15 protein-coding genes are annotated in these 16,326 nt (G+C 68.8%); 10 read left to right on the forward strand and 5 right to left on the reverse strand.

What is annotated here, in order from left to right; translation table 11 throughout:
* Position 1 precedes the first annotated feature (1 nt).
* From KNN16_RS08425 to KNN16_RS08435, 3 genes are all read left to right on the forward strand, one after another.
* Positions 2–1,351 (forward strand): hypothetical protein, encoded by a 1,350-nt coding sequence (locus KNN16_RS08425; RefSeq protein WP_303896360.1) that lies wholly within the window; start codon positions 2–4, stop codon positions 1,349–1,351.
* A 23-nt stretch (positions 1,352–1,374) separates the two neighbouring features.
* A complete protein-coding gene (locus KNN16_RS08430; RefSeq protein WP_303896362.1) occupies positions 1,375–2,736 on the forward strand; it encodes a hypothetical protein in 1,362 nt (453 codons plus the stop codon).
* A 201-nt stretch (positions 2,737–2,937) separates the two neighbouring features.
* Entirely contained in the window at positions 2,938–5,148 is a 2,211-nt protein-coding gene (locus KNN16_RS08435) for a ComEC/Rec2 family competence protein (protein ID WP_303896363.1), read from the forward strand.
* A gap of 2 nt (positions 5,149–5,150) precedes the next feature.
* On the opposite strand, the gene KNN16_RS08440 is transcribed toward KNN16_RS08435, so the two are convergent.
* From KNN16_RS08440 to ssnA, 5 genes are all read right to left on the reverse strand, one after another.
* Entirely contained in the window at positions 5,151–6,035 is an 885-nt protein-coding gene (locus KNN16_RS08440; protein ID WP_303896364.1) for a class I SAM-dependent methyltransferase, read from the reverse strand.
* Between the two features lie 19 nt (positions 6,036–6,054).
* Positions 6,055–6,600 carry a metal-dependent hydrolase gene (locus KNN16_RS08445; RefSeq protein WP_303896366.1) on the reverse strand — a complete coding sequence of 182 codons (546 nt, stop codon included), beginning with the start codon at positions 6,598–6,600 and terminating at the stop codon, positions 6,055–6,057.
* Positions 6,601–7,088: 488 nt separating this feature from the next.
* Complete coding sequence (locus KNN16_RS08450) at positions 7,089–7,628, reverse strand: hypothetical protein (protein WP_303896367.1); 540 nt, start codon at positions 7,626–7,628, stop codon at positions 7,089–7,091.
* 35 nt (positions 7,629–7,663) lie between these two features.
* The gene (gene thrB / locus KNN16_RS08455; protein WP_303896368.1) at positions 7,664–8,578 is read right to left on the reverse strand and encodes a homoserine kinase; all 915 of its coding nucleotides are present in this window, start codon (positions 8,576–8,578) and stop codon (positions 7,664–7,666) included.
* A gap of 86 nt (positions 8,579–8,664) precedes the next feature.
* Positions 8,665–10,044, reverse strand: a complete 1,380-nt coding sequence (gene ssnA, locus KNN16_RS08460; RefSeq protein ID WP_303896369.1) for a putative aminohydrolase SsnA — start codon at positions 10,042–10,044, stop codon at positions 8,665–8,667.
* A gap of 743 nt (positions 10,045–10,787) precedes the next feature.
* Here ssnA and minC point away from each other — a divergent pair.
* From minC to gatB, 7 genes are all read left to right on the forward strand, one after another.
* A complete protein-coding gene (gene minC, locus KNN16_RS08465) occupies positions 10,788–11,486 on the forward strand; it encodes a septum site-determining protein MinC (protein ID WP_303896370.1) in 699 nt (232 codons plus the stop codon).
* 49 nt (positions 11,487–11,535) lie between these two features.
* Complete coding sequence (minD, locus tag KNN16_RS08470; RefSeq protein ID WP_299288931.1) at positions 11,536–12,342, forward strand: septum site-determining protein MinD; 807 nt, start codon at positions 11,536–11,538, stop codon at positions 12,340–12,342.
* Positions 12,339–12,596, forward strand: coding sequence for a cell division topological specificity factor MinE (minE, locus tag KNN16_RS08475; protein WP_299288934.1), 258 nt, complete (start codon positions 12,339–12,341; stop codon positions 12,594–12,596). The genes minD and minE overlap by 4 nt, the downstream gene beginning before the upstream one ends.
* Positions 12,593–13,711: an FtsW/RodA/SpoVE family cell cycle protein gene (locus tag KNN16_RS08480; RefSeq protein ID WP_299288938.1), complete on the forward strand. Its 1,119-nt coding sequence runs from the start codon at positions 12,593–12,595 to the stop codon at positions 13,709–13,711. The genes minE and KNN16_RS08480 overlap by 4 nt, the downstream gene beginning before the upstream one ends.
* A gap of 264 nt (positions 13,712–13,975) precedes the next feature.
* The gene (locus KNN16_RS08485) at positions 13,976–14,365 is read left to right on the forward strand and encodes a HEPN domain-containing protein (RefSeq protein WP_303896375.1); all 390 of its coding nucleotides are present in this window, start codon (positions 13,976–13,978) and stop codon (positions 14,363–14,365) included.
* Positions 14,322–14,768, forward strand: a complete 447-nt coding sequence (locus KNN16_RS08490) for a nucleotidyltransferase domain-containing protein (RefSeq protein ID WP_303896376.1) — start codon at positions 14,322–14,324, stop codon at positions 14,766–14,768. The genes KNN16_RS08485 and KNN16_RS08490 overlap by 44 nt, the downstream gene beginning before the upstream one ends.
* The gene (gatB, locus tag KNN16_RS08495; RefSeq protein ID WP_303896377.1) at positions 14,750–16,219 is read left to right on the forward strand and encodes an Asp-tRNA(Asn)/Glu-tRNA(Gln) amidotransferase subunit GatB; all 1,470 of its coding nucleotides are present in this window, start codon (positions 14,750–14,752) and stop codon (positions 16,217–16,219) included. The genes KNN16_RS08490 and gatB overlap by 19 nt, the downstream gene beginning before the upstream one ends.
* Positions 16,220–16,326 lie beyond the last annotated feature (107 nt).

The following is a 16,326-nucleotide window of genomic DNA, read 5'->3' on the forward strand; positions in this document are numbered from 1 at the left end:
AATGGGGACACGGTGGATTGCAATGCTTCCAGTCCTTCTGCTGTTGTTCGGGTGGACAGCAAGTCATCCGGCTCCCGCCGCCGCCCAAAGCGGGGATCAGTGCGAAGATGATGCCTGCAGATTCATCCTCGAGGTGCGTCAGACGCAGGACTTGGGGGCTTCGGGGCGGGAGGCGCGGCGGTGCACCGGGACCACCCGCATCGGGGTGATCCTTCCCGGCTCCGGGCCCAATTCCTGCGTCGAGGCCCAGGCGGAGATCGACTGCGCCGGCCACGTCCAGATCACCCACCGCTTCGGCGAAGGCCCCGACTTCTGCCCCACCGCCAACGTCGCCTGGAAAACCTACTGTCTGGAGAACCCCACCCTGGGCTCCGGCGTCGGGGACAGCGCCGGCGCCTGCGCCTGGCGGGACTACTACGGCCAGACCATCCGCCTGAAGGTCCAGGTCCCACCCCACCGCTTCCGGGTCACCCCCTACCCCGTCGGCTTCGTCGCCCGGGAGGACCCCTGGGGGGTCTTCCACCCCACCGCCCGCCTGGTCTGGGAGGAGCCCCCCTGGCCCCAATATGCCGACTCCGGCTGGCGCCTGTGGACCTGGGGCGGAAGCCGTGGCCCCGGCGCCGCCCTCTTCCCCTGCGGGATGCGCGAGGCGGAACTGCTGGCCCACCAGGTCCCCGCCGGCACCGCCTGCCTGCGCCTCCAGCTCTGGACCGCCCCCGGCGGCTTCCGGAAGGACGCCAGCGGGATGATGGAGGCCGTCCTCCTGCCCGGTCTCCTGCAGTTCCCCGCCGCCGGCCTGAACGCCGAGGTGGCCCCCGGACGGGAGATCGCGATCAACTTCCCCTACGCCTCCCATCCGGCCACCGGCCAGGTGAGCGAGGTGGCCTTCGGGGATCGAGTGCTGCCCGCCTTCAACGGCTACTTCCAGCGGGGATGGCCCGTGCGCCTGCGGGTCGACAAAAAGACCGTGCGGGACGTCACCGGAACCCGCACGATCTGCGAGTCCCTGCCTCGGGCGCGGTGGGGGGAGATGGACTGCTGGACCGATCCGCCGGTCGTGGCCCCGGGCCGAAGGCGGACGGAGACCTACGTGGCTCGAAAGGAGTGGGTTCTGGAGGAGGCGCGGGATGGGGTCCTGGATCTGACCCTGGAGCCCTTCGGTCGGCCCTATGCGCATCTGCATCCGGATCGGGGGCAGGTGCAGGGGCCGGAGGGGGAGGTCTGGTGGATCCCCCTGGTGTGGCGGGGGAACATCCCCTGGCTGTATCTGCCCCTGGCGGTGCGGGAGGGGCAGGGGGTCGTCTGCTCCGACCCCACCTGCGGCGGCTACCTGAACCGCAACACGCCCTGAGCCCACCCTGCAGGAGGAACCCGATGCGCCGCTGGATTCCAGGGATCCTGATCCTCAGCCTGACCGCCTGTATGCATTCCGCCGCGCCCATCACGCCGGTGCGGACCGCGACGCCGACGATCGTCACGGGCCCCCTCGGAACGCAACCGGCGCGGACCCCCTCCCCTATGCCGACCCCCATTCCGGCGACGGCCACTCCCACTGCCACCCGTCCGCTCACCCGCACGCCGACCGCGACCCCTCGGCCCACCCGCCTCCCTTCCGCTCCTCCGCCCTCCTCCGGATCCCAGAGGCCCCAGCCGCTTCCGGAGGGTTTTCAGACCGAGGGGAACTGGATCGCGGTGTTCCACCCCCGCCTCGAACGCCAGACATGGTCGGAGGGAGCGGTCTGGTTGACGGACGGTCAGCGCTGGATCGGGCCGTGGCCTTCGGATCTCACGATGCCCTTCTGGACGCTCTGGAACGGACGCCTGCATTTCTGTTATTGGCGGGACGGCGAATGGTTCGCAGAGCTGGGCACCGCCAAGGCCCCTCCGATCTGCGTCGAGGCCCCGGACGCGCTGGCGATCCGAAAGGATCGCATCGGGCCTGGGAAAAAAGGGATCTACGGCCTGAAACCATGCGGGAGCCAGGGGGAACTCTGCGCTCAAATACTGCCGGACAAGAGGCTCTCTCCTCCCCTGTGCTTTCCGATCCCGGAATCGGTGCTCCAGAACCAGGCGAAGGTCTATGACCAGGTCCATGCGGAGGGATGCCTTTCACCGGATCAACAACACGCCCTGATCGTTGTTTATCGCGACGGAGGGCCTATGCCCGAAGGAGAGGAGCTTTTCCGGAAAGCGGTTTCGGATTTCACGCCCCCACCCCTCGCGTTCCCAGGCGGCCTTTACCGGGTCGATCTCCGCTCCGGGAAAGTCCTGACCGCTCCGACGAACGCGCCCGGGTGGCCGGATCAGCAGGCCCTGGCCCACGCCCTGGCCGAGCAGGGACGCTTCCCGGTCGCCTTCCTTCCGTTCCTGCGTAGCGCGCTGGGACCCACCGCGGATGGTCTGGAGTGTTCCCCGGATGGGCAGTTCGCCCTGGCGACACAGGCCCTCTGGCTTCCACCGGAGGACGTTTATCTTCCCGCAGATGTGCGGCGCTACCCGGAGCTTTTCGACCACGACTTCCAGCCTCCCCGGTATGCCACCCTCTGGTGGATGTGGGTGATCCGGATCGATGATGGAACAGGCTATCCGATCACTCTCCTGGAGGACCTGTTCAACACGGAGCTCTCTCGCGCGATCGCCAACTGGATTCCGTTTTATATGCTTCCCGGGGATATGCCGCAGGTCCCCTTGCCGCCTCGCGCTCCGGAGCATCCATCCCCGTGGGAAGCTCCTTGAGGGGAAAGGCGCATGCCCTTGCTTCGCTTAGGGGGAACCTGAGGCGCCGCCGATGGAGTCCGGGGAGCCGGGCCCTGCATGCGCCCCACGGTCCGTCTGCGTCCATCCCGACGGCTCCCTTCGCCCGGACCGCAATGCCCAGGATAGCCGCTCCCACCTGAACGACCCTGGCCGACGGCCGACCTGTGCCGGAGGGGGACCATGAACGCTTCGGAAGGGTGGACTGCGCGGATGCCGGATTTGCGGGGGGCGCCCCTGTTCCTGCCCGCCCTGGCCTGGCTCGTGGGACTCCTCCTCGCCCGCGCCCTCCCATCCGGCGAGGATCTCTTCCCGCGCTGGACGTTGTTTTTCCTGATCTGGGCCCTTCCGGCCATCGCGGCATTGGGGCTCGGCGTTCCCCACGCCGGAAACCGGCGCCTCCCCCTCCTCTGCCTGATCGCCCTCCTCGGCGCGGTCCGGGGAACCCTGCGGCCCACCCCGGACCTGCCGCCCGCCCTCGCCGCGGCGATGGCGGAGGGCGCCGAGGTCACCGTGGAAGGGATCGTGGTGGACGACCCTGCCGGACGCGGAGCCGGATCCCGCTTTCGCCTCCGGCCGGAAGGGGGCACAGCCCTGCTGCAAGTGGATCTGGAGGAAGGCCGTCCTCGCTACGGGGATCGCCTCCGCCTGACCGGCCGCATCCGTCCCCCCGAGGTCCGGCCGGAGGTGGACATGCGCGAGGTCCTGGCCCGTCAGGGAGTGCTCGGGCAGCTGCAGGCCCGAGCGTGGACCCGGGTGCGGGCCGGCGAGGGCAGTCCTCTGCTCCGCGGGCTCTACGCCGCCCGGGGCTTCCTCCGGGACCGCCTGCGGGGGCTGCTGCCGGACCCGGAGGCCGGGCTGCTCATCGGCATCCTCCTGGGGGATGAAAGCGGGATCCCCTGGACGGTGGAGCAGGCCTTCGCCCGCTCCGGCCTCAGCCACATCGTCGCCATCTCCGGCTACAACATCACGCTGCTCACCGCCCTCGCCCTGGCCCTCTTCACCCGGCTGCTGGGCCGGCGGGCTGCCCTCTGGGCGACCCTCCTCCTGATCCCCCTCTACACCCTCTTCGTCGGCGCCTCGGCCTCCGTGGTGCGGGCGGCCCTCATGGGGGCGCTCACCCTGATCGCCCTGATGCTGGGCCGCAGCAACGACGCCCTCAACGCCCTCAGCCTCTCCGCCTTCGCCATGACCCTGTGGGATCCTCTGGCCCTGGACGATGTGGGCTTCCAGCTGAGCTTCGCCGCCACCCTGGGCCTGCTCTTCCTCGCCCCGCCCCTGGAGGGATGGGCGCGTGAAGGGACGGCCCGGCTCCTGCGGGATCCCGAAGCCGGCGCCCTGGTGGAGGCCGTCCGCGAGGCCCTGCTGGTCTCCCTGGCCGCCCAGATCGCCACCGCCCCTCTGATGCTCTATCATTTCCGGGAGCTTTCTCTCATCGCCCCCCTGGCCAACCTTCTGGTCCTGCCCGTGCAGCCCTTCCTGATGGCTTTCGGGATCGCTGCCGCCCTCGGCGCGGCGACCCTCGGACCGCTGGCCGCCCCGCTGGGCTGGGCGGTCTGGTGGCCCCTGGCCTGGACCATCCGCGTCGCCGATCTCACGGCGCGCTGGCCCCTCGCCACCCTTCGCGTCGCCCCGGGCTACCTGGAAGGGATGTTGCTGTTCTACGGCGGAGCCCTGAGCGCCCTCCTCCTGCGGGCCTACGGCCTCTCCTTTCAGGAGGCGATCCTCCGCCTTCGGCCGCATCAGCCGGCCCTGCGCGCCCTGGGATTGATCGGCGCCCTGGGGGCCATCGCCTTCACCTACCTCCCGGACCATCGGGCGAAGCTGGTGCTGTTCGAGGGCGGGGATCTCCTCCTGGTCGAAAGCCCGGAGGGCCATCGGGCGCTGTGGCTGTGGGGGATCCGCGAAGCCTCCCTGGCCGGGCTGGGGCGCTGGTTGGGCCCCTTCGACCCCCATCTGGATCTCCTGATCCTCGAGGGTTCCGCAAAGCCGGGGCCCTCCGGCGCGCTGCGATCGCGCTATCCGGTCCGTCAGATCCTGGGGGAAGAAGCCCCGCTCCCAACCGGCCTGCGGATCGAGATGGGTTCCCTCATCCTGGAGAACCGGGAGGACGGATGGCTGCTCCAGATCGGAAGCCAGCGGGTCCTGATCGCCCGCCGCCGCCCGAACGGAGAGGTCCCCCGGGTGGACCTGGTGGTCTACCGGGGCGACGAGCGCGCCGGGTTGGCCATCGCGCAAGGATGGCAGGCGTGGGGGCTCCTGGTCGGGGGATCGCCCGCCGGTGGGGCCGCCGGGGCGGTCTCCGGCCCGCGCCAGCTCCGGCATGCCGGAGGCCGGGAGTGGGTCGCCGCCTGGACCGATGGAAGGGTGTGGTGGTTCGGATCCGGGCGGTGAGCTCAGATCCCTTCCCGCATCCGGTAGAGGGGGCCCTCCCGGGGCCAGCGATGGCCCTCCGGGCAGACCACCGCCGTCTCCTCCTCGCGGGCCGGCCGGCGGCAGAGGGGGCAGCGCCAGAGTCCCTCTTCGGTGGGGCGCGCGCCGGACCCGGCTTCCGCCCGGATGAAAAGGCTGGGGGTCAGCTTCCAGAGGGCCCCGATCCCCTGCACCCATCCGTCCATCCTGGCCAGCGCGGGCGCGGGGATCAGGCGTTTCAACCACGGATGTCGGAAATGGGACACCGCCCGCTCCCGCTGGATCCGGAAGCCCGCCTCCTCCAGCCGGGCGCGCATCCAGGCTGGATGAAAATCGAAATGCAACGGGGCGAACTCCACCGGCTCCGGTGAGAACGGCGACCAGGATTGGGCGCCGACCACATAACGGAGGATGGCCTTCAGGTTCCGCTTGTTCGCGAACTCCAGGATGAAAACCCCGCCCGGCCGCAGGACCTCGTGGATCTCCCGCAACGCCCGGGGCACATCCCGGACGTGATGGATCACCCGGACCATGACGATGGTGTCGAAGGATCCGGGTATGAAAGGCAGGCGGTAGAGGTCGCCGATCACGAAGCGGAACCGTGGATCATGGCCCCAGCGCCGCCGGGCCGCTTCGACCTGCGATCGCGCGTAGTCCAGAAGGTAAACTTCCTCGTAGCCTGCGTAAAGATCGGCGAGGCGCCCGAAGCCCGCGCCGATCTCCACCAGGCGTCGGCCCCGTGGCGGCAACAGGGCGCGCAGCGCGATCCGCTCCGCCAGGTCCTCATACGCCCGGCCTGCCCGCCAGAAGGCCTCGTAATCGGTCTCCTCGTAATCACAGATCGGAGGGAGAGCCGGCGCATCCGACATCCTCGATCCTCCCCCTGCTTTATCCCCTCAGCAGACGCCAGCCCAAAAGCCCGAGCCCGGCCAGTCCGCTGAGCCACAGAATCGCGTGATCCCACAGCGAACCGGTCCGCCATCGGGCCAGGCGCAGACGCGCGCCGGTGAGCGGCCAGAGCCACGGGATGCCCTGGGGCGTGAGGGCGTCCAGCAACAGGTGGGAGAGATAGCCTCCCGCCCATGCCCCGACCAGCCCGGGATCCGGCAGGAGCAGCGCGCCCAGCCCGCTCCAGAGGCCCGCCATGGCCAGCGAATGCGTGGGGCCCCGATGGGGCAAGCGGACCAGCGCCCACAGCAGGAAGCCGGCGCCCAGGCCTGCGCCCGCCACCTCCGGAGAACGCAGGAGATAGCCTCCCAGCGCCCCGCCGGCGATGGCCAGCGCGCCCAGCGCCCGCGCTCCCCGCCCCACCGAGCCGACATCGAGATCCACATCCGGGACGGCGCCGGCAAAGGCGCCCAGGGCACCCCCCAGCGGCCCACCCACCCAAAAGCCCCAGACAGTCCCCACGACGATATGCGTGCGCAACCGCATCTGGTCGTTGATCTCCCCATCGTGATCGGAGCGACCTCCGCCGCAACCCTCACGCCCTCGAAGACGAGTGTTCGGGGCTAAAGCGATTTTGTAGGAGCGGCTTCAGCCGCGACCTTGCATCATCGAGAACCCAACGGTTCGAAGTTGTCAGAACCGCTTCCGCTGCGACCCTTGCGTCGTCGAGGGCAGAAAGTTCGGGGCTAAAGCCCCTCCTACAAAAACCAATGCTTTGGTAAAAACGGCTTCCGCCGCGACCTTCCCCGCTCCGAAAGCGGCATTCGTGTATCCGCGGATCGGATTCGTGGACGGCTCCCTTCTTCGCAGGAGCGGCTTTCGCCGCGACGGAAGGTCGGATCCGAGGCCCTCCCGCAGCCGTGAAGACCTTCCTAAGCGCGGGAATCTGAACGTAGATCGGCTTCCTTCGGCCCGTTGAGAAGGACCTCTCCCAATCGGCGCAGGCCAACCGCTGGCCGAAGGCGCTCCGCTCCTCACGGCCCCGGGATCAGATCCAGCAGCGCCTTGAGATCCTTGAGCAGCAACAGCAGCTTCCCCACCACCGGGTCCAGCCCCGAGGCCCCCAGCGCGATATCCACCGGCTGATCGAAGTTCACCGGGATCTGGGTGCGGACCGGGACGGTCATGTTCAACCGGACCGGAAGGCGGGTCCCCGGGGGCAGATGGATGAACACCGTCCCGTTGATCGTGCCCCCGCCCCCCGGCAACTGGAACGTCGCCGCCGTGGTGATCGGCACGGGCGCCAGGGTCACCACCACCGTGTCCTGCTGCACCGGGAGCTCAAAGGCCACCGGGACCGACTGGCGGATCGGGATGGTGGTGGAGATCCGCGTATCCCCCAGATCCTGGACGATGGCCTCCAGGCGGGCGACCGTCCCGTTGACGGCGGATTTCAGGGAGGCCAGCTGCATGTAAAGCAGCCCCAGGGCGATCACCAGGATCAGGTTGACGGTAAACGAGAAAAGGATCGCGATGGTCTGGAAGGCCCGCCACATCCGTCGCAGGAACTCCATAGACGTCTCCTGAAAAAGGGATCCCATGCCGGCGATCACCGGGAGTTCGGATCCGGCTCCACCTCCACCTGCACCCCCTGGGGCTCCACGTCGACCACCCAGGTGCGGGCCGGGAAGCCCGCCTCCTCGAAGGCGGCGGCCATGGCGGCCGCGATGGCCTCATGGCCCTCGGGGGCGAAGGCCGCCAGCGCCGGGCCGGATCCGCTGATGCACACCGCCGCAGCCCCGGCCGCCCGCGCCGCCTGAACCGCCTGCGCGTAGCCGGGGATCAGACGCGCCCGATAGGGTTCGTGCACCCGATCCCGCATCGCCCGCCCCAGCAACCTCCAGTCCCCCTCCCGGAATGCATGCACCAGCAGGGCCACATGCCCGATCTGCGCCACCACATCCGACAGGGGAAACTGAGCGGGGAGCAGGCGGCGGGCCATCTCGGTGGAGACCTGGACAGCCGGGAGGGCCAGGGCCACCCGCATCGGGGGGATCGACACCCGGGCCGCGATCAGGCCTTCCTCATCCCGGGTCACCAGCGTCAGGCCTCCGAGCAGGGCCGGCGCCACGTTGTCCGGATGGCCCTCCAGGGCCGTGGCCGGCTCCAGCAGCTCCTCCCACGGTCCCCTCCGACCCAGCCAGGCCGCGGCCAGAGCCAGCCCGCCCACCACGGCGGCCGCGCTGGAGCCCAGCCCGGACATCAGGGGGATCCGGTTGCGACAGCGCAGCCGCATAGGGGGCAACCTCATCCCCGCTTGCTCGAACAGCGCCGCCGCGCTGCGCACCACCCGGTTCGTCGCATCCCGTGGGAGGACGTCGGCCCCTTCCCCTTCCAGGACGACCTCCAGCGCCGGGGCCGGCTCCGCCTCGATCTCGTTATACAGGCGGACGGCCAGCCCCATCGCGTCGAACCCCGGGCCCAGGTTGGCGATCGTCGCGGGCACCCGCACCCGGATCCGCATGCCACCTCCCATGGCGGAGAGCTCGAACGGTTCCCGTAGGATATCCGAAGGTCCGGCCGCATGCCAGCCGGCGGATCTTCTTTTCATCAGCCCCGCTCGGCCTCCGCGATGGCGCGGAAGCGTTCCCAAACGATGGGCGCATGCGCCCGGGCCTCGGCGGCGATCCGCTCCTCGTCGAGGGTGAGCAGCTGCCGATCCTTCATCAGGACCCGCCCTCCGCAGATCGTCGTGGTGACATGGGAGCCGTCGATCCCGAAGATCAGATGCCAGGGGAGGTTCTCCGCCGTCAGCGGCGTGTAAGGCCGGTAATCCAGGAGGATGAGGTCCGCATAGGCGCCGGGGGCGATGACCCCCAAAGGATGCGGCCAGAAGAGAGCGGCGATGCGAGCGTTCTCCCGATAGGCCATGGCCAGCACCTCCTCCGCTCCCATCGCCCGCGGGTCCCGGGCGTGAACCTTGTGCACCAGGTAGGCGGTCTTCATCTCCGCGAACATGTTGTTGGAGAACCCGTCGTTGCCCAGCCCGACCGTCACCCCGGCGGCCCGCATCGCGCCCACCGGCGCCACTCCGACGGCGTTGTTCATGTTCGAACGGGGCTGATGGCTCACCTTGCTCCGGGTGCGGGCCAGAAGGTCGATCTCCCTTGTGTCGACGTGCACGCAGTGCGCGCACAGGGTTTGGGGGCCCAGCACCCCCTCCCGCGCCAGCCGCTCCACCGTGCGGACCCCATAGATCGTCAGGCTGTGGCCCTCGTCGGCCGCGTCCTCCGCCACGTGGATGTGGAAGCCGACCCCCAGGGCCTGGGCCTCGGCCACGGCCTGCGCCATGGTCTCCGGGCCCACAGTGAAGGAGGCGTGGAGCCCGAAGGAGGCCGCCAGCAAGTCTCCCCGGGGATCCCCCGTCGCCCGCCATCTCTGGACCTGGCGGATGAACCGCGCGTTCTCCCGGATCCCGGCCCGCGCCCCTTCCGGGCCGTTGCGATCGGTGACCTCATAGCACAGGCAGGCCCGCAGGCCGGCTTCCGCCACAGCCTCCGCAAGGATGTCCAGCGAGCCATCGATGCACGAGGGGCTGGCGTGATGATCGATCAGGGTGGTCGTGCCGTGGCGGATGGCGTCGATCAGGCAGACCAGGGCCGAGAGGCGCACCGCCTTCTCATCCAGGGCGCGGTCCAGCCGCCACCACAGGCGACGCAGGATGTGAGGGAAGTTCCCCGGGGGCTCGTCGTGCAGGGGCATGCCCCGGGCGAAGGCCCCGTAAAAATGCGTGTGGGCGCAGATGCTGCCCGGGAGGACCAGCTGTCCCCTCGCGTTCAGGACCTCCGCCTCGGGGTAGCGCGCCCGCACCTCCGCCGTGGGCCCTACCATCGCGATCCGATCCCCCTCCACCGCCACCGCTCCGTCCTCGATCACCCGGGGCGGATCCTCCATCGTGCACACGATGCCATGCGCAATCAGCCACGCCATCCCAGCCTCCTGTGGAGTGGAATCCTCCCTGGGGAAGGGCTTTCGCCCTGAACCCCTGTTTTCGATGCCGCAGAGATCGCAGCGAAAGCCGCTCCTGCAAGAGGAGAGTCATCCACGAATGCCGCCTTCGGAGCGAAGGAAGTCGCGCCGGAAGCCGCTCTGACAACTCCGAACCGCCGGATTTTCGATGAGGCAAAGGGTCGCGGCTAAAGCCGCTCCTACCAAAACGACATCGTTCTTTTTGTAGGAGGGGGCTTTAGCCCCGAACCTCCGCCTTCGATGAGGCAAGGGTTGCGGCGAAAGTCACCCTTACAACCCAGAACCCCCGTCCTCGATGACGCAAGGGTCGCGGCGAAAGCCGCTCCTACCAAAACGACATCGTTCTTTTTGTAGGAGGGGCTTTAGCCCCGAACCTCTGCCTTCGATGACGCAAGGGTTGCGGCGAAAGCCGCCTTTACAACCCAGAACCCCCGTCTTCGATGACGCAAGGGTCGCGGCGAAAGCCGCTCCTCCGGAAGGGGAAGCCGGCCAACGAATGCGGCCCTGGCGGTCTCCGCCCATCGATTCGTGTATGCATGTCCCCCTTCGCGGACGGCCCGTCCTCTTGCCCAAACCGCCCGCGGCGGAGGCGGTTCCTGCATTCCCAACCCCACAAGGCATTGCGCCAAAGTTGCTTTTTCCACAAGTTTACACTACAACAAAACCGATCCCGGGGCATTGACCTGAACGCGAGGACGGACGGGATGGCCAGAGAGCCGGTGGCGATTAAAGGCGTGGGGGATGCGTTGTGGTTTTCCTTCGGGCCGGAGCCATGGCCCGAGGCCCTGCGGGCGCTGGAGGCCCGGCTGTCGGCCAACCCCAGCTTCTTCGTCGGCGGCCGGGCGGTCCTCGCCTTAGGGGATCGGATCCTGGAGGAAGCGGACCTGCTGGCCGCCCTGGCCTTGCTGAACCGCTTCGGCCTCACCCTGACCGGCATATGGACGGAGCATCCAGTCACGCAGGCCCTGGTGCGACGGCTGGGGCTGCCCCTCCAGAGCCCCCCGGCCCCGGAGCGCGCCCCTGAAACCCGGGAGCTCCCCCTGGAGCCGGCGTGGGTGGTCCGCCGGACCCTGCGGGCGGGCCACTATCTGCAGGTGGAAGGGCATCTCTGCGTGATCGGGGATGTGAATCCGGGGGCGGAGGTCGCCGCCACCGGCGACATCGTGATCTGGGGACGCTTGCTGGGAACGGCCCACGCCGGCTGTGAGGGGAACGATGAGGCGGCGGTCTACGCCCTGGAGCTCCGCCCGGTCCAGCTGCGCATCGGGCGTTACATCGCCCGCTCGCCGGAGGAGCCCCGACGGCCCATCCCCGAGCAAGCGGTGGTTCAGGAGGGCCGGATTGTGGTGGAGCCATGGCGTCCCTTATCGTGGATGGAACGATGGTTCGGGCGCTTTCTGTAAACCGGAGGAGTTCCCTCTCCCTCCGCATGGGTGAAACGGGAGGTTCGCCATGAGCGCGCAGGTGATCACGGTCACCTCTGGCAAGGGCGGGGTGGGCAAGACGACGGTGACGGCGAACGTGGGGATGGCCCTGGCCCTGGCCGGCAAGAAGGTGGTGTGCATCGACGCGGACATCGGCTTGAGAAACCTGGATGTGGTCCTGGGGCTGGAGAACCGCATCGTCTACGACATCGTCCACGTGGTGGAAGGCCGCTGCCGCACCCGTCAGGCCCTCATCCGCGACAAGCGGGTCCCCGACCTCTACCTGATGCCCGCCGCTCAGAGCCGGGACAAATCGGCCGTCAGGCCGGAGGACATGGTCCGCATCTGCGAGGAGCTGCGGCCCGACTTCGATTACATCCTCATCGATTCCGCCGCCGGCATCGAGGAGGGCTTCCGCACCGCCCTGGCCCCCGCCGATCTCATCCTCCTGGTCACCAACCCGGAGGTGGCCGCGGTGCGGGATGCGGACCGCGTGATCGGGCTGGTGGAGGCCATGGGCAAGCCGACCCCCAAGCTCATCGTCAACCGCCTGAAGCCGGACATGGTCCGCCGGGGCGACATGCTGGACACCTCGGACGTGCTGGAGATCCTGGCCATCGAGCTGCTGGGGGTGATCCCGGAGGACGAACAGGTCGTCGTCGCCACCAACCGGGGGACCCCTGTGGTGCTGGAGGAGCGGTCGCCGGCGGGCCAGGCCTTCCGGGCCATCGCCCGGCGCCTGATGGGGGAGAACGTTCCTCTCTTCCCCTCTGAGGATGGGCATGGGGTTCTGAGCTGGTTGCGCCGGCTGGTGCGCAGCGGAGGTGGCCGATGAGCTGGCTGGATCGACTGCGAGGGCAGCCCTCGCCCCGGGAGACCGCCAAGCAGCGCCTGCAGGTGATCCTGGTTCACGACCGCAGCGACCTCTCCCCGGGGTTGCTGGAGGTCATCAAGGACGAGATCATCGCCGTCCTCTCCCGCCACGTGCCCATCGTCGCTGAAGAGGTGCGGGTGACCGTGACCCAGGACGCCCGGGAGTGCCGCCTGGTGGCGGACATCCCGCTGGGGAACCGGCAGAGCCGATCATGATCGGGTGGCTGCAGGAACGTCTGGGGGAATGGCGCCGCTTCGACGTCGGGCTGCTCCTGGGGGTGATGGCCCTGATGGCCATCAGCATCCCGACCATCGCCAGCGCCGTGCTGCGCTCCCCGGATCTCGCGGACGCCCCCCGGCGGCAGGTGACCTTCGCCCTGATCGGGATCGTCCTCATCCTCGCCACATCCTCGGTGAACTACCGGATTTGGGGAACCTTCCACCAGGGGCTCTATCTGCTCCTCGTCGGCCTGCTGCTGCTCGCCCTGATCGCCGGCCGCAGCCAGATCGCGCCGGTCCGCCGCTGGCTGGAGGTGGCCTCGGTGAACATCCAGCCGGCGGAGCTGGCCAAGCTCCTCCTGATCCTCAGCCTGGGCCGCTTCCTGGCGGACCGTGAGGAACAGCTGGACTCCTTTCGAACGGTGCTGCTGGCCTTCGGCTATCTCCTGCTGCCGGCGGCGTTGATCTTCCTCCAGCCCAATCTGAGCACGGCGGTGGTGCTCGTCGTCATCGGGCTGGCCATGCTGTTCGTGTGGGGGATCCGCCCCCGGCATCTCCTGGCCGTGGGCCTCCTGAGCCTCCCCCTGGCCCTTGGGGCGTGGACGATGATGCTGCCTTACATGCGCGGGCGCCTGCTGCACTTCCTGGGCCTGCAGCCGGATCCGAACACCGCCTACAACCTCACCCAGGCCCTGATCACCATCGGCAGCGGGGGGCTGTGGGGGACCGGCTGGGGGCAGAGCCCCCAGAACGTCTGGGGCTTCCTGCGGGTCCGCCACACGGACTTCCTCTTCGCCGTCCTGGCGGGTGAGTTCGGCCTGGTGGGGGCCCTGGGGGTCATCGCCCTTTACCTGTGGGTCCTCGGACGCATCCTTCAGATCGCCTGGACGGCCGAGGACACCTACGGTCGGCTGATCGCCGTCGGGGTGGGGACCTGGATCGCCTTCCAGGCCCTGGCCAACATCGGGATGAACGTGGGGCTGACGCCGGTGGCCGGCCTCCCCCTCCCCTTCCTGAGCTACGGCGGGAGCGCCCTTCTCTCCCTGTGCCTCGGGATCGGCCTCGTCCAGAGCGTGCGGATCCACCGGATGGCCTTCTCGATACGCGGGTGAATCCCTCCCGGAAAGAGGTCGCCCTCTCTCCGGCGTGCTAAAATGTTAAAGAAAACCGTGGATCGGGCGATCCGCGCAGGGAACATCCCGCCAAGCGCCCGCTGAGGCTCATCCTCGCCCTCCCAGGATGCTTTCCCCGCACGGGCCGAGCGCCGACGGAAAAAACGAACCTCCGGAAGGCGATCCGGGCCTTCCCGGCCCCATCCCGCGATTTGAGTTAAATTAAGAGGCGGAAATCATCGACCCCCGGTTTGGGGAGGGAGCATGCCTGCCCGGCATATGGACTGGTTCCGACAGGCGGAGCGGGACCTGGAGCAGGCGGAGGATTCGATGCGGGCGGGCCGTCACGAGTGGGCGTGCTTCGCGGCCCATCAGGCGGCGGAGAAAGCGGTGAAGGCCCTTCATCTCTACTTCGGACAGGAGGCCTGGGGACATGTCATCGCCCGACTGCTCCGTGAGCTCCCCTCCTCCCTTCAGGTCCCGCCCCTTTTGATCGAAAGGGCGCGCGTGCTGGACGGCTATTACATCCCTCCCCGCTATCCGAACAGCCATCCGGAGGGCGCGCCCTTTGAACATTACGGGCCCCTTCAGAGCGAGGAGGCCATCCGCTATGCCCGTGAAATCCTTGAGTTCGTCCGTGCGCACCTGGCCTGACGCCCGGGAGGTGGAGGCGGCGGTGCGAGACTGGAGCCGTCGGATCGCCGCCGCCAATCCCGAGGTCCTCCGGGTGGGCTACTTCGGCTCCTACGCCCGGGGCGACTGGGGGGTGGGCAGCGATCTGGACATCGTGATCGTCGTGACGCGCTCCGACCAGCCATTCATCTCCCGGGCTGCCCGGTGGCCCATCGAGGAGCTGCCCGTGCCCGCCGACGTCCTGGTCTACACCCGGGAGGAATGGGAGCGCATCGATCCAGACAGCCGCTTCGGCCGCATCCTCCGGGAGGAAGTCCGGTGGGTGTGGGAACGGGAGAAAGCCACCCCGGAAGGATCCTCGCCGGAGACGCTGGGTTCGGATCCTCAAGCATCAGGAGGTGACCGGTGGAGTTCGAGCCGGTGATCGGCCTGGAGATCCACGCGGAGCTGCAGACCCGCTCCAAGATGTTCTGCGCGTGCCCGGTGGTGGACAGCACCACGGCGGAGCCGAACCGCTACGTCTGCCCGGTCTGCGCCGGGATGCCCGGGACGCTCCCCGTCCCCAACCAGCGGGCCATCGAGTGGACCATCCTCACCGGCCTGGCCCTGAACTGCGAGATCGCCGAATACAGCCTGTTCTACCGGAAGAACTATTTCTACCCGGACCTCCCCTCCGAGTATCAGCGCTCCATGTATGATTACCCCCTCTGTCTGAACGGCTATCTGGAGATCGACACGCCGGAGGGGACGAAGCGGGTGCGCATCCGTCGGGTTCACATCGAGGAGGACACCGGGAAGCTCCTTCACGTAGGCGGCGCCACCCTGGTGGACTTCAACCGCGCCGGCGTCCCCCTGATGGAGATCGTCACCGAGCCCGATATGCACTCGGTGGAGGAGGTCAAGGCCTTCGCCATCGCCCTGCGCACGCTGCTCCGCTACCTCCGGGTGAACTCGGGGGACATGGAGAAGGGCGTCATCCGCTTCGAGGCCAACGTCTCGGTGCGCCCGAAAGGGGAGACGCGGCTGGGGACGCGGACCGAGATCAAGAACCTGAACAGCTTCCGGGCCCTGGTGCGGGCGGTGGAATACGAGATCCGGCGTCAGATCGAGATCGTGCGCGCCGGCGGGCAGGTGGAGCAGGAGACCATGGGCTGGGACGAGGCCCGCGGGGTCACCGTCCCCCAGCGCGGCAAGGAGCACGCCCACGATTACCGCTACTTCCCCGAGCCGGACATCCCCCCGCTGGCGATCTCCCGGGAGTGGGTGGAGCGGATCCGCTCCATGCTCCCGGAGCTGCCCCGGGCACGCCGGGAACGCTTCGAACGGGAATACGGACTCACCCGCTACGAGGCCGACCTGCTCACCGAGGATCACGCCGTGGCGGATTACTTTGAGGAGGCTGTGCGCCATGCCCGCCAGGGAGATCCTCCCCTCGAGCCCCGGACCCTGGCGACCTGGATCACCGGCGAGCTCTTCCGCCTGATGAACGAGGCGGGCGTGGAGATCGGGGACGTGCGCGTCCCTCCCACCGCCCTGGTGGACCTGATCCGCATGGTCCAGCGGGGGGAGATCAACCTGAACACGGGGAAGATGGTCCTTCGGGAGGCCTTTGAGACCGGCGAGGCCCCTCGTCGGATCGTGGAAGCCAGGGGGCTCACCCAAATCCGGGATGTGGAAGCCCTGCGGGCGATCGTCCTCCGGGTCATTGAGGAGAACCCGCGGGAGGTGGAGAGCTACCTGCGGGGCAAGGAGGGCGTGCTGAAGTGGTTCGTCGGCCAGGTGATGCGCGCCACCCGCGGCCAGGCCGACCCCCAGCGGGTCAACGAGCTGGTCCGCGAAGCCCTGGAGGCGCGCCGGTCCGCAGGACCTTCTTAGCGTCCATCCTCCGGCAGGAGGGGGATTCCGCCCGGAGCCCTGCTCTCGATCACGCAAAGGGCCGGGGCGAAGGCTGCTCCGGCAACCCCGAGCCCCTGGCTCTCGAT

Source organism: Thermoflexus hugenholtzii (assembly GCF_018771565.1).
Lineage (GTDB): Bacteria > Chloroflexota > Anaerolineae > Thermoflexales > Thermoflexaceae > Thermoflexus > Thermoflexus hugenholtzii_A.